Here is a 13,144-nt window from a genome sequence, read left to right as displayed (position 1 = left end):
TCTACACTCTTTCCCTACACGACGCTCTTCCGATCTGTTATTATTTCCGCTCTGGAATATATTGGACTTTAAACCACGCAGACTTGTCTTTGTCAATGAAAGCTCAACGTTATCACGTATTGATCTGAAATTCCTTACATTAAATCTGATTAGCATTGCTGTGTTTTTGTGCAAATGTCGTTGAAAAGTGTCAAATAAACAAGGAGTTGGAGTTGTATTTGCTTAATTTGCGCAAATTCAGTACTTAATACAGGTTTTGACTTTCCTTTTTTTACATGAGGCACAACAGTTCTCTTCCCGCAACTATTTCGCCTTTTGTTCCTTATAGCGTAAATAGCGCAACTCATTGCGGATATTTCTAAATTATCTAAAACTAAACCTAATTGTTTAAACATCCAACCTGAAAGACAGACCCTGTATCTAGCCAAATTCCTAAAAGAAAAAAGGTGTAATTCAACATTACACCTTCATTCCTTTGCCCTCTTCTGTGTAGTAAAAGAAAAGGCATTAGGAGGCACTGCAATCCTAATCAAAAATGCATCTGTCAACTTTCCATCAACTATTTCACAAAATTCAATTCCAGTTCTACTTTCACCAAAACTGGAAGCCCAATACCAAAGAAATCATCACTTTCTTCTTCGGTAAAAGAAATACCAAGGCGGTTATTGGTCAGCTGTCTGACCGTAAAATCAGTCACATCTTCTGAGGATGTAAGACGTAGCTTGGTATCATTTTCCAAAAGTTCATAAGTACCACTTTCATCCAAAGTTCCATTTTGCCTGATTTCGTAGTTTCCATTCGCATCAAATATCAGCTCAGTTCCTTCAAAGTCTTCATCAGAAAAGAATTCATCTTTGATCTCATTGGCTGCTTCCTGAGCCTCTTGCGCACTTGCCCCAATTGCCTGTAAAAACTGTACAATTGGCTGCCCATTGATGGCTATATCCAAGTTGTAACTGCTGTATGCCCAAGTACCGACTATCGGCGACAATCTTGGCTCATCTTTTTCTCCACAGGAGAAAACAACAAGTAATAAGCTCATGGCCAATACTTGCAAAAAACTGATTTTAAGTTTCATAGTTTAGCTGTTGAATATTTCCAGCAAATAACCAGAGAAACCTCAAAAAATAAAATAATTTCTTAAAAAATAAATATACCTTTTTGAAGCGGCCTATATAGGTGAAAAAGACCAAATCAAAAAGGCATATTCACTGACAAGCAATCTATTACAAGGTCACAAAACTCAGCCCTATATTGAAATATACTGTATTGCTCAAATTATTGATCATGCCATACTCCTGGGTACCAAAAAAGCCTCTAAAGAATTCCCGGCTACCTTCCAATTCATCTGCATTGAAAGTCCAATCGATTCTATAACCGGCCTGAAAATGCATCCAAAAAGGACCTGAAAGTTGCTTTTGCAATTCAATTCTTGGCCTCAACTCTCCCCGTCTGATTTCATAGCTGTTATTCCCTACTGAAAATTCATTGATCCTATAACTCTGTCCTTCCAGCTCATATCCAAAAAGCAAGAGCGCATTTTTGCTGAAGTTGTACCTGCCATGAGCTCTCGCAGGAAATAGAATTTCTGTACCCCATTTCCTATCTGCACTGGTCACATCATACATCACTACAGGTACATAATTCAAATTACCTACCCTGTAAGTTCTTGCAAGACCCAGCCCCCATCTTTTTCTTTCGCTTACACGTTTAGCATAAACTGCAGCAAGACTCCATCTGACCGTGTTGAAAGGTTGAAGGTCCCAGCCATAATCCCCGCTGAGGTCCAGAGCTCCCTGGAAAATAAAGAAGTTTTCTTCTGAAATCGGTACAAAAAAGGTGTTCGTCCAATTCAGGTTGTTCAAGCCACGCTCATCCAAAATCTGAGTCAATCCCGAAGCCCCTTGCTCTGCTTCAATACTTCCGATATTGTAACCTACCCGCATATAGTTCAACCCACTTTGCCAAACCAAATTACTTTTGGAGATAATAGGAATATTAGAATTGAAGCGCATGCCACCAGTAAAATTGACCCTTCCTGTTTCTGAAATAGGGGCAGTTTCATCAACTCCCCAGCCGGAACTACCGCTTGCTGGAAATCTAGCGGTAGACAAATTCATGTCGTATCCCAGCTGCTGATCATAAGATACACTCAAAAAGCGTGTCGGGCTTAAGCCAACTATTGTAGGCTTGGCAAATCGCTTAACATTGGATTCATCCACCAATTCCAATTCATCATACATAGACCAGTCTTCTTCTTCCTCCTCTTCCTGAGCTAACAAAGGAAAAGATCCTACTGATAACAAAATGGCCATCAGCAGGATAAGATAGTTTTTTTTCATGCAGACCTGGATTATTTGATTTTCAATCTTCTCCAGGTATCTGATCTACCGAATGTTTTCACACCTACATATCCTCTGATATCCAAGGTATTTTCATCCTTCATGGTAATTACACTACTATAGGTATTTCCTGATTCTGGGTCATAGATAGTCCCTTCTTCCCATACGCCTTTACCTTTGTATTCGAAATCCTTGAGCATTCTATATCCTCTCAGAGGCACATTCCTCATACTCTCATCAGGATTGTTGGCATCTACTTTTGGCTTACCTGTTTCAGGATCATTGGGCTCTTTGAGCCAAACAATTCTCCCATAGTATTTACCATCAATGTTGTCAATTTTAACCCTGGCTTTACCATGTCCAGGTTCCCACACCCCTACCAAGTCGTCCGCCTCTTGGGCAAAGGCAAAGGCACACACAAACATAAATGCGATGGAAGTGATTATCTTTTTCATAATTCTATTTAGGTTTATTGTTTCACTGATATTTCAAATTTCACTTTCACTTTAAAGCTGAGATTGTCCCAGTATTCTTCTTCCAACAAGTCAAAATCACCTACAAAAGTCATTTTTTCATCCTTAAAAGCAGAGGCTAGGTTTTCCTGCTTTCCTGCCACAGAAAGCTCTACCTTATTTCCAGGAGCTAAACCGCTTTCATAAAGTCCAACACGTGTCATTGAAGTGTTTTGGGAAGTTACTTCAAACACCATTTTTTCGAGGCTTGGCGAATCTTCTAACTCGACAAATGTGACTTCTATAGCCTTTACTTTGGCTTTGGATACTTGAGTACCCTCCTCTCCCAATATATCAGAAAGGTTGAACTCCCAAGTCGCAGTGGCAGTATTGGCTCCCTCAAAAAGAGGTCCCTCTGCCGTCATATCCAATTCGGGCGATTCCACTTCAAGGGTTTTTAGGTTGCCTCCACAGGAAGCGATGAAGCCCAGCGTCAGGCATAAAGTGATTGATGTCAATAATTTTTGCATAAGTATAAGTTTTGATCCATATGTATTGGCACTAACCGGAAAAATCCGGAAAGATTAAATCAATTTGTAAAAGCTTAGTATTTCAGCAAAAAACAAAGGCTTAGCTGTTTTCCCCATTATTGGCAGGATTTGCCACAGGGATCGGAATAGCTTCCGGTAATTGGGATTGGTCTGAATAGCCTCCCTCGAGCCATGATTTAAAAAATTCCCACAGGGAAAATAATGTCTGATATTTCTTTGAGTTTTGCATAAGTATAAGTTTTAATCTTTCAAGCTAAGATTTTGGGGCAATACTGGCTTAGTATTGCCATATATTACCAATTAATTTTAACTTTGAATAGGCTGGCATGTTTCGCCATATTCCAGAAAAATGCAGGAATTGCCTTTTGTTGATACATTTTACACCAATAATAACACAATAATGATGCGAAAAATAATTTGCGCCAATTTCATCCTGATTTTTATCTGTTTAATTTCTTATGGACAAAGCCTTAGTGATACTGAAAAAGAGTTGATTTCACTGATTGACAAGAATTATGCGGAGACAGTTGCCTTACTTGAGGAAACAGTCAATATCAATTCAGGAACTTTCAACATGGAAGGCGTAAGAGAAGTCGGAAAGGTATTTGAAAGAGAATTTGCTAAAATCGGTTTTCAAACAGAATGGATTACTTTGCCTGATTCTTTGAGAAGAGCAGGTCACTTTGTGGCAAGCAGACAAGGCACTAAAGGTAAAAAACTGTTTTTTATCGGACACTTAGACACAGTATTTGAAAAAGACATGCCCTTCTATCCATTTACCATGGTGGATGAAAACACTGCAAAAGGACAGGGTGTGAACGATATGAAAGGTGGCAATGTCATGATATTTGCCACGTTAAAAGCCCTTCATGAATTGGGATTGCTTGAGGATAGAACCATTACCGTATATTTTAATGGAGATGAAGAAAATGCAGGACATCCCTCTTATGTAAGTAGGGCAGATTTTATAGAAAGAGCCAAAAATCATGATTACGCTCTGGGTTATGAAACTGCACAGGGTTTTAATATAGCCACTGTAGCCAGAAGAGGAGCTTCTACTTGGACCTTGAAAACCAGCGGAAAACAAGTTCATTCCTCGGGAGTATTTAAACCAAATGCAGGATACGGCGCTATTTATGAGGCGGCCAGAATCCTCAACAGTTTTAGAGAAGAACTTGAAGGAGAGCAATACTTGACTTTTAATCCTGGGCAGATAATCGGAGGATCAGATATACAATATGACGTCATTACCGGAGAGGGGGAAACATTGGGCAAAACGAACATTGTAGCACGTGAGGCATTGGTTACAGGTGATTTAAGGTTTTTGGGAGAGGAGCAAAAAGAAGCTGCTCGGGAAAAGATGAGAGAAATCGTTTCAAGAAATCTAAATCAAACCATTGCGGAAATAAAATTTCAAGATGGCATACCTTCAATGATACCTACAGATGGCAATTACCGTTTGGTGGAAAAGCTCAGCGAAGTCAGCGAAATGATGGGGTTTGGCAAAGTAGAGCCCGGAGACCCTGGCTCCAGAGGTGGTGGCGATATTTCCTATGTAGGCGAATACCTGGATTGCATTGATGGAATAGGAGCCTCCGGAACAGGTGCCCACTCACCTTCTGAAACCATCAATATGAAAGAGTATCCAGATTTGATTAAAAGAAGTACTGTTTTTGTGTATAGGCTTTTGAACGAAGGGGTGTAGATGAAAAAATCAAAACTGCACCTATTTTAAACATGAAACTTTTACCTACGCGCAATTCAATACGGAATTAAAAAAATGAAAAATAAGCTTTCGGCTATATTATGTATTCTTGTCTGGATTGCTGTGGTACTTCAGTATTATCTTATGTTGGAAAATCGGGTGGTTGGAATTTTGGAAACGACCATCAGGTTTTTTAGCTTTTTCACAATTCTGACCAATGCACTGGTTGCAGTTTATTTTACCGTTCAGGCCAAAGCCGGCAATACCAACCCACAAAGTTTTTGGAACAAACCAGGAACACTCACAGCCATCACCCTGTATATTTTGGTAGTAGGGTTAGTCTATCAAATAGCTTGAGTGAGTAACTTATCTAAAATGTCAAACGTTTGCATAAATTTTGAATGATTTTTACCCGATAAATCTGCTCAAGAACAAGCTGAAAGATGTACTTTAGCTTTATGAGAAATTGGATACAAATTTTTGCCATCTTGGTATTGGCTGCTGTTACAGCGATGGCCTGCCAAAGAGAAACTGAACAAAACCTTGAAGAATTAGCCATGCAAGAGCAACATAAAGTAGTCGTTTATCAGGTTTTTACCAGACTTTTTGGCAATACCAATTCCACTAACAAACCTTGGGGAACCATTGAAGAAAATGGAGTCGGTAAATTTTCGGATTTTTCGGATCAAGCCTTGGAGGAAATCAAAAAACTGGGAATCAGTCACATTTGGTACACGGGCATACCTCATCATGCCGTCATTAGGGATTACACAGCCTATGGAATCAGTAATGATGACCCGGATGTGGTCAAAGGAAGAGCCGGCTCACCTTATGCTGTAAAAGACTATTACCAAGTCAATCCCGATCTTGCAGATGATCCTGCTAAGAGAATTGAGGAATTCGAGGCATTGATTGCGCGGACCCATAGGCATGGGATGAAGGTGATCATAGATATTGTCCCCAATCACGTAGCCAGAAAGTACGAAGGCAAAAACAATCCCGATGGAGTGAAGGATTTTGGTGCTGATGATGACAGCTCTGAAGAGTATAAGCGGGACAACAATTTTTACTATATCCCCGGGAAAGATTTTCAAGTCCCTGAACCTTTGGAGGACTACCAACCTCTTGGAGGTGAGGATCATTCTTTAGCTGACGGTTCATTTGATGAATCTCCTGCCAAATGGACTGGCAACGGATCCAGAGAAGCCCAACCTCATTTCCATGATTGGTATGAAACCGTGAAAGTAAATTATGGAGTAAAACCTGATGGCAGTTTAGATTTCCCGCAATTACCTGCGGAGTATGCAGAGAAAGATTACAAGGCCCATTTTGAATTTTGGAAGGACAAGGATGTTCCTGATTCATGGAAAAAATTCAGGGATATTGCACTTTTTTGGACAAAAAAAGGGGTAGATGGATTCAGGTTTGATATGGCAGAAATGGTTCCTGTAGAGTTTTGGTCTTATATGAATTCCGCAATCAAAAGTGAAAACCCTGAATCCTTTTTGCTGGCTGAAATCTATAATCCCAATGCATACAGAGCGTATATTCATCAGGGTAAAATGGACTACCTCTACGACAAAGTAGAGCTGTATGATACTTTAAAAAACATCATACAAGCTAAGGGCTCCACAGATAATCTGAATGCCATCCAAAGCGGACTTTCAGACATCAACAAACACATGCTCCACTTTTTGGAAAATCATGATGAGCAGCGTATTGCCAGTCCTGAATTTGCAGGAAATGCTCAAAAAGGAAAACCAGCAGCAGTTGTGTCTGCCACCATCGATGCTGGTCCTATGATGGTTTATTTTGGACAGGAAGTGGGAGAACCGGGTGCAGAGGATGCTGGATTTGGCAAGCCAAGCCGAACATCAATTTTTGATTATATCGGAGTACCACAGCATCAGAAATGGATGAATAATGGCAAGTTTGATGGCGGGCTCCTTTCTTCAGAAGAAAAGGGACTGAGGGATTTCTACCGTAGACTTCTGAACCTGACCTTGTACAGTCCCGCACTTGCCGGTGAGTATGATGAAATACATTCTTACAATAGGGAGTATACCGAATGGTACAATGACCGGATTTTCTCATTTGTTAGGTACAGCAAAGAACAAAAGTTCATTATTGTCAGCAATTTTGATGCGGCAGAAAGCTTTGGATTTGAACTTCAGCTCCCCAAAGATTTATTAACCAAATGGGCTTTGCAGGATGGAGAATATCCACTGGAGGAACGTCTATATGGAAATGTAAACCCTTCTCTCATAGTAGAAAATAGAACAGCCAGAGTAAGGGTTGACTTAAAACCCTTAGAAAGTTGGATATTGGAATTGAAGTAGATGAAAATACCAATTCAACGCTTTCCTTCCCATGGAACATAGACCACCTTTTTGGTTTCAAAAAACTCTTCCTTGAAGTAATCCTCCAGGTGGTAAGTGATGTAGCTAACATTCCTTTCTTCCATTTCTTCATCCACATCGCCTCCTTTCAAAAAGAGCATACCGTTCTGCATCTCATTGATGTCTTCTTTTCTGAACTTATTCTTTACCCAAGGCATAAAGTTAGTAAAGCGGGTTACAGCTCTGCTGATTACAAAATCATACCTCCTGACCAATGTTTCTGCCCTAGCCTGCTGTGCTTCTACGTTGCTCAGCTTAAGTTGCCGGGCAATATCTTTTACCACTGTGATTTTCTTGCCTATAGAATCCACCAAATGGAAATGGCATTCGGGGAAAAGTATAGCCAAGGGAATCCCCGGAAAACCTCCTCCTGTTCCTATATCCAGAATTTTCGTACCTGGTTCAAACTGTATCACTTTGGCGATCCCTAATGAATGCAATACGTGCCTTTCATAAAAATGCTCCACATCTTTTCTGCTGATCACATTGATCTTTTCATTCCAGTCCGAATACAGTGCTTCAAGTTTCCTGAATTTCTCAATCTGATCTTCCGTAATGTCGGGAAAGTATTTTAAAAGTAATTCCATTGGTTTTTGTTATTTACCCGTCAAAATTAAGCTTTTCGATCAGATAAATAAATCAACTTCTTTTCAAAAACACACGGACAACCCTAAAAACGAGATAAACCAAACCTATCATCAGTAGGAAATTGAAAAGTTGCCATAGAAAAACAGAGCTAGATAACATAGGTTTTTTGATTTATTCAATAAATATAGCGAAAAAATTAAACGTAAGATTTATTTCATTTTTTTATCAATAAGCCTAAAAACTTAAAGACCTGTCAAGTTTTTAAAATCTGACAGGTCTGGGAATCTTAATGATAATTTTATCTAAACTTTAATTCTCAGCCAGATTCTCTGTTTTTGTACTTACTCTTCCCAGCAAATGATGCCCTACTTTTTGGCCTTTGGTGGAGCCATGAACAATGGCTGGCATATAATGAATCCCTCCATAAAGCCTACTGATCGCAGCTTCATCAGCCGCATGCCTAAAGGATTCAAATTCCCTGATCGGCAATCCATAAGCCACTTCTGTGGAATCCACAAAGTGGAATGGTTCTCCAAACACCTTTGTAAGTGTCTCTGCAGCTGCATTGGAAATCACGCTATGGCCTGAAGTGTATTCCGGAAAAGGAGGTGTCTGCAAAAGTGGCAGCCAATCTTCATCTATGTATTTGTTGATGTAAGTTTCAGGTCGAATTAGGATTGAGCGGTACTTCTCATCCCAGCAGGCAATGAAACCATCAAACAAGGCTACTCCTGTGATAGCCAAAGCCTCTGCTGTACCTTTCCAGTCTCTTCCAGCTGTTTTGGCTGCAATAGCTGCTATTCCCATCCAGTGTCCACCGGGTGTGATTTTCTTTTCTGCGAACATCACATGGCCTTTGACATTTACTTTATAGGGGTTGCAATCCCAGAAAAAAGCAATATCCTTTTGTTCTTCTGTAAGGTCATTGATAACATGAAAAACCTCTGCAGCCTCCTGGTAAAAAAGTGAAGAGGGGTCACTTGAAAACTCCGTGGGGGGTACGGATTTGAACTGTGCTGCTGAGTCCAATACAAATGGTCTGATTTTATTCCAATGAGGCTCTATTCCTTCCCCATAAGCAGGAGGAGTTGGTTGCCAGGTGTGCGGGTCATTTCTTACTGTATATTTTTCAAAGGAGCGGCTTTCATGGTAATTGTCTTTTTTGGAATAAGCGATCACATGATCAGCCACTTCCTCACCAAAAGCCACAGATTTTTGGAATACTTTTTTAGGTACCCCTTTCTTGCGGATTTCCTCAAATGCCATGTCCCTGTGACTTGTCATTTTTTCTTCAGAAAAAATCAATGCTGTAGCCACTTTGTAATATGCTGCCAAGGAAGCCAAGGGAAAATAAACGTCTTCAGGGGCCTCAAACTCTTTTTTCTCGAAGTCATTGAGCTGCCCCATCATACTTTTGTATTGGGGATCAGCTATGACTGCCACCTCATAAGCTGCTATGGATGGGTAAGCATATATTCTACTGGCTACAGGTGGAGAAAATATATCATGGATAATGACATTGGTCAGTCTGATTTGAGCAGCTGTCTGATAACTGCCGTCAGTAATTACATCCTCATAATCTCCATTTTCCTGACAGGCTATCATCCCTATCACCATCATCACGCCCAGGAAAATATTCTTTGTTACTCTTTTCATGCTTTATTCTACTGATAATATACTACAAATTTAACAAATCCCTCTTACCCAGTCAAAAGTATAGGGATTTGATCGTGCTGGAGAATCAAAGCTAAGGAATTATTTCATTTTTGACCAAGGCCAAAGATTTACAATTTAATGATTTTCATTAGCCTTTGTTTAGTGAATTTTAAAAAACACCAGTCTATTGTTGTTGCGGACTGCAATCAGGTGGGCTTCATCATTCACTGTTATCTTCTGAATCTCCCTGTATTCGCCCCAATAAGCTGATGCTGGGATTGAAAGTGGAATTTGCTTCCAGCCATCTTCTGTTTTTTCCATCAAGGTCAAGGCTTGGGCTGCTGACTTACCCAGGTCATTTCTAAATCCATAGAAATTCCCTACTGCCACAAGAAACTCTCTCCCTTCTGAATTGGTAAACCTTTCAAAATCTCTAATTGGGCTGAATTGCGCCTCCAATGGGAATGCTTCAAAAGCTGAAAGGCCATTTGGAGTAATACCTATACTTCCTGACATCATATGATTAGTTGGCAATTTCTTAGCATCCTGCAAGACCTTCTTATCAAATAGGTCCTCTGGGGAACGCAACTGACTATATCTTTTGTAATCGGTATGTTGACGCTTGATCCCAGGGATTTGACGGATCAGGTCATCCCTGCTGGCAAAGGGCACCAAATAGCCCTCCATATAATGGAAAATCAAAGGATCCTCTTGTCCATTTCCATCAAAGTCATGCAGGTAAAGCCAAATTGGTTTTTCCTGGCTTGCTTTCAATTTACTATTTAGTCCCAAATTCCCAAGAAGAATAAGATTTTGACCTTTGGTTTCCCAAATAGAAGCTGCGGTGTACCAACCTGCAAATGCTTGTAGATCTTCTTTCCAAATCTCAATCAATTTTCCATTTTCACCCTGTTCAAAAACCCTAATGGGCATCCATTCACCGGCTAAAACCAACTCCTTTTCCCCATTTTTTGTCAGGTCTGCCCAAAATGCTTTTTGGACCATACCGGGTCTGAAATCTTCTCCAAAATACTCAGTAGTCATATCCCTGAATCTCCCCTTCCCATCATTGAGCAACAAGTGGGATTTAGGACTTAGACCGTAATTCCCCGTCTGTACAGAGGCTGTCACAACCAAATCCGGAAATCCATCATCATTGATATCATGAATAGCTACACTGGAAGTATTCTCTCCTATCGGGGGCAGAGAATTCATAGAAAAAACAAAATTCCCTTTACCGTCATTGAGGAACACCCGGTCAAAATTGAAAATCTCCCCAGTCTTGTATTCATTGCCTCCACTGCCAATATACAAGTCAGGGTAACCATCCCCGTTTAGGTCAGATAAAACTGCTACCACATCTTCCGCCGTTTTCAATTGCTCAAAAAATGGGTTATGCTGCTTTTCAAAAGTCCCATTGGCCTTTTGAAAAAACAAAGAAGCTGCCTGTCCTTTGGCACCACCTAAAAATATATCATCCAATCCATCTCCATTCATATCACCTACTGCGATTGCCGGACCTTCTGTCCCATACCTTCTGGGCATCAAATACTCTCTTCTGAACTCATCAAATTCGGTATTTTCCTCATGCTTCCAATCCAGTGAAATAGCTGTTTGAGACAATACTGGTTTGGGAAAGGTCTTTTTGGGCAGAATTGTAGCCTGTCCACCCCCCAACTGGAGAATCTCTTTATTTCCGCTGGAAAAAGAACCAAAATTCTCCGTTTTATCCGCACTCCAGCTTACCAAGACTGAATCTATTTTTTCAATTTCTCCCAATCCAAAAGTCAACACAGTAGAACCGCCTGATTGAAAACCTCTGGAGGTGCTTAAAGTTTGTTGCCAAATTTGATCCCCGGCAAAAACCCATACCTGAGCTCCGATTCCAAAAACATTTTGTTTTTCACCTCTAAGCTCAATTTGAATAAATTGATTTTCTGACCGGTCAGAACTTTGGTTTCTATAAAGAAATGCTTCTTGGTCAAGGTTATTGATCACCAAATCCAAATCCCCGTCATTATCCAAGTCTGCATAAGCAGACCCGTTGGAATAGGAAGCTTGGCTTAGTCCCCAAGAATCAGAGATATTTTCAAAGTCCAAGTTAGTTTTTTGCCGAAAAGTGTAATTGGGCAATTTCATACTCGGCAACATGTCGATCTGTTTTTGTTGGATTTCCTTTTCGGAAAGTCCCGGATTAGGCTCCTGACTATACTGGATAAAGTCCAAATCATTAGGTCGCTTGACAATTCCATTGGTGATGTGAATATCTACCATACCGTCATTGTCCATATCAAAAATTAAAGGCGACCAACTCCAATCAGTAGCAAATGTATTCGTCAAAAGCGCAATATCAGAGAATTTGCCATTCCCTCTATTCAATTGCAGGTGGTTTCTGACATATTGATCACCATATCCCAATCTCTTCTTTACATCAAATACTTCCTGCTTGTCTTCTCCCACCGATTTCATCCAGATTTCAGGATCTTCAGGAAGCATGTCAGTGGTAAAAATATCAGGCAAACCATCCTGATTGATATCTGCCAGGTCATTGCCCATGCTGTATCGGCTGGTATGGGCGATATATTCCTGCAGGGATTCCAAAAATGTCCCATCCCCCTGATTGATGTAGAGGTAATCATCCTCTGTGAAGTCATTGGAAACATAAATATCCAGCCATCCATCCTGATTGACATCGGCAATGCCTACTCCAAGTCCAAAACCCAAACTGCTGGAAAGTATCCCTGCTTCCAAAGTCACATCTTCCATCTTTTCCTCTCCTTGGGCTATACTACTTCTGAAAAGCTTATCGCCCCCTTTCTCATCCTGAGAAGTAAACTTGGTATCTGCATGGGAAAAAACTTCTGGCTTCTTGATCGAATGGTTCAGTAAGTAAAGGTCCAAATCCCCATCCTGATCATAATCAAAAAACAAAGCGTGTGTGGAGAACCCAACAAAATCAATCCCATATTCAGCGGCCTTTTCACTGAAAGTCAAGTCTCCGTTATTGATGTATAAGCGGTTTCTTCCTTGAAGCCCCTTGTAATCACCTACCTGACAGACATAAATATCCAAAAGTCCATCCCCATTGACATCTGCCATGGTCACTCCTGTAGACCAACCGCCCCCACCATCTACTCCGGCTTTGTCTGTAATATCTTCAAACTGGAAATCCCCTTTATTCAGGTAAAGCTTATTTTCTCCCTGATTGGAAGTAAAGTAAATATCAACAAGCCCATCGTTGTTCACATCACCTAAGGCCACGCCTCCACCATTGTAGAAATAAAGGTATTCTATGATGTTGAGGTTGTCCGTGGAAGTGAGGTCGTTTCTAAAGTCAATCCCGGAATATCCTGAATCCATCAATTCAAAGAGGGCATTTTCCTGAGATTTCTTGGCACAGGAAAAACAAGCTATTAATATCAAAAAAAAAGCTAATCCAAACTTCCTCATA

11 protein-coding genes are annotated in these 13,144 nt (G+C 40.4%); 3 read left to right on the top strand and 8 right to left on the bottom strand.

Translation table 11 applies throughout. The features are described from left to right. Nucleotides 1-559: 559 nt before the first annotated feature. The 5 genes from A33Q_RS07245 to A33Q_RS22150 form a co-directional block, all read right to left on the bottom strand. Nucleotides 560-1,078 (bottom strand): lipocalin family protein, encoded by a 519-nt coding sequence (locus A33Q_RS07245; protein ID WP_009036046.1) that lies wholly within the window; start codon nt 1,076-1,078, stop codon nt 560-562. Between the two features lie 148 nt (nt 1,079-1,226). Beyond that, nucleotides 1,227-2,342, bottom strand: coding sequence for a DUF6268 family outer membrane beta-barrel protein (locus A33Q_RS07240; protein WP_009036047.1), 1,116 nt, complete (start codon nt 2,340-2,342; stop codon nt 1,227-1,229). Nucleotides 2,343-2,353: 11 nt separating this feature from the next. Then, nucleotides 2,354-2,797: a DUF2147 domain-containing protein gene (locus A33Q_RS07235; RefSeq protein WP_009036048.1), complete on the bottom strand. Its 444-nt coding sequence runs from the start codon at nt 2,795-2,797 to the stop codon at nt 2,354-2,356. Between the two features lie 14 nt (nt 2,798-2,811). Further along, the gene (locus A33Q_RS07230) at nt 2,812-3,324 is read right to left on the bottom strand and encodes a hypothetical protein (protein ID WP_009036049.1); all 513 of its coding nucleotides are present in this window, start codon (nt 3,322-3,324) and stop codon (nt 2,812-2,814) included. A gap of 100 nt (nt 3,325-3,424) precedes the next feature. Further along, on the bottom strand, nt 3,425-3,574 hold the full coding sequence (locus tag A33Q_RS22150) for a hypothetical protein (RefSeq protein ID WP_009036050.1): 150 nt from the start codon (nt 3,572-3,574) through the stop codon (nt 3,425-3,427). Nucleotides 3,575-3,748: 174 nt separating this feature from the next. Between A33Q_RS22150 and A33Q_RS07225 the strand changes: the two genes are divergently transcribed. The 3 genes from A33Q_RS07225 to A33Q_RS07215 all read left to right on the top strand — a co-directional run bounded on the left by A33Q_RS07225 (nt 3,749) and on the right by A33Q_RS07215 (nt 7,389). Continuing rightward, nucleotides 3,749-5,050, top strand: a complete 1,302-nt coding sequence (locus A33Q_RS07225) for a M20/M25/M40 family metallo-hydrolase (RefSeq protein ID WP_040490200.1) — start codon at nt 3,749-3,751, stop codon at nt 5,048-5,050. Nucleotides 5,051-5,125: 75 nt separating this feature from the next. Then, nucleotides 5,126-5,407 carry a Pr6Pr family membrane protein gene (locus tag A33Q_RS07220; RefSeq protein WP_009036052.1) on the top strand — a complete coding sequence of 94 codons (282 nt, stop codon included), beginning with the start codon at nt 5,126-5,128 and terminating at the stop codon, nt 5,405-5,407. Between the two features lie 101 nt (nt 5,408-5,508). Next, entirely contained in the window at nt 5,509-7,389 is a 1,881-nt protein-coding gene (locus A33Q_RS07215; protein ID WP_040490198.1) for an alpha-amylase family protein, read from the top strand. A 14-nt stretch (nt 7,390-7,403) separates the two neighbouring features. On the opposite strand, the gene rsmG is transcribed toward A33Q_RS07215, so the two are convergent. From rsmG to A33Q_RS07200, 3 genes are all read right to left on the bottom strand, one after another. Continuing rightward, nucleotides 7,404-8,036, bottom strand: coding sequence for a 16S rRNA (guanine(527)-N(7))-methyltransferase RsmG (gene rsmG / locus A33Q_RS07210; RefSeq protein ID WP_009036054.1), 633 nt, complete (start codon nt 8,034-8,036; stop codon nt 7,404-7,406). 310 nt (nt 8,037-8,346) lie between these two features. After that, the gene (locus A33Q_RS07205; protein WP_009036055.1) at nt 8,347-9,693 is read right to left on the bottom strand and encodes a vanadium-dependent haloperoxidase; all 1,347 of its coding nucleotides are present in this window, start codon (nt 9,691-9,693) and stop codon (nt 8,347-8,349) included. 159 nt (nt 9,694-9,852) lie between these two features. Further along, on the bottom strand, nt 9,853-13,143 hold the full coding sequence (locus A33Q_RS07200) for a VCBS repeat-containing protein (RefSeq protein ID WP_009036056.1): 3,291 nt from the start codon (nt 13,141-13,143) through the stop codon (nt 9,853-9,855). Between the last annotated feature and the right edge of the window lies 1 nt (nt 13,144).

It is taken from the genome of Indibacter alkaliphilus LW1 (genome assembly GCF_000295935.2).
GTDB classification, from domain to species: Bacteria; Bacteroidota; Bacteroidia; order Cytophagales; family Cyclobacteriaceae; genus Indibacter; species Indibacter alkaliphilus.
This window is presented reverse-complemented; position numbering and strand designations above follow the sequence as displayed.

Bases quoted from the DNA above. Each gene is read 5' to 3' on its own strand.
- A33Q_RS22150 (WP_009036050.1), bottom strand. From the start codon at position 3,574: ATGCAAAACTCAAAGAAATATCAGACATTATTTTCCCTGTGGGAATTT.
- rsmG (WP_009036054.1), bottom strand. From the start codon at position 8,036: ATGGAATTACTTTTAAAATACTTTCCCGACATTACGGAAGATCAGATT.
- A33Q_RS07245 (WP_009036046.1), bottom strand. From the start codon at position 1,078: ATGAAACTTAAAATCAGTTTTTTGCAAGTATTGGCCATGAGCTTATTA.
- A33Q_RS07205 (WP_009036055.1), bottom strand. From the start codon at position 9,693: ATGAAAAGAGTAACAAAGAATATTTTCCTGGGCGTGATGATGGTGATA.
- A33Q_RS07240 (WP_009036047.1), bottom strand. From the start codon at position 2,342: ATGAAAAAAAACTATCTTATCCTGCTGATGGCCATTTTGTTATCAGTA.
- A33Q_RS07225 (WP_040490200.1), top strand. From the start codon at position 3,749: ATGCGAAAAATAATTTGCGCCAATTTCATCCTGATTTTTATCTGTTTA.
- A33Q_RS07230 (WP_009036049.1), bottom strand. From the start codon at position 3,324: ATGCAAAAATTATTGACATCAATCACTTTATGCCTGACGCTGGGCTTC.
- A33Q_RS07215 (WP_040490198.1), top strand. From the start codon at position 5,509: ATGAGAAATTGGATACAAATTTTTGCCATCTTGGTATTGGCTGCTGTT.
- A33Q_RS07235 (WP_009036048.1), bottom strand. From the start codon at position 2,797: ATGAAAAAGATAATCACTTCCATCGCATTTATGTTTGTGTGTGCCTTT.
- A33Q_RS07200 (WP_009036056.1), bottom strand. From the start codon at position 13,143: ATGAGGAAGTTTGGATTAGCTTTTTTTTTGATATTAATAGCTTGTTTT.
- A33Q_RS07220 (WP_009036052.1), top strand. From the start codon at position 5,126: ATGAAAAATAAGCTTTCGGCTATATTATGTATTCTTGTCTGGATTGCT.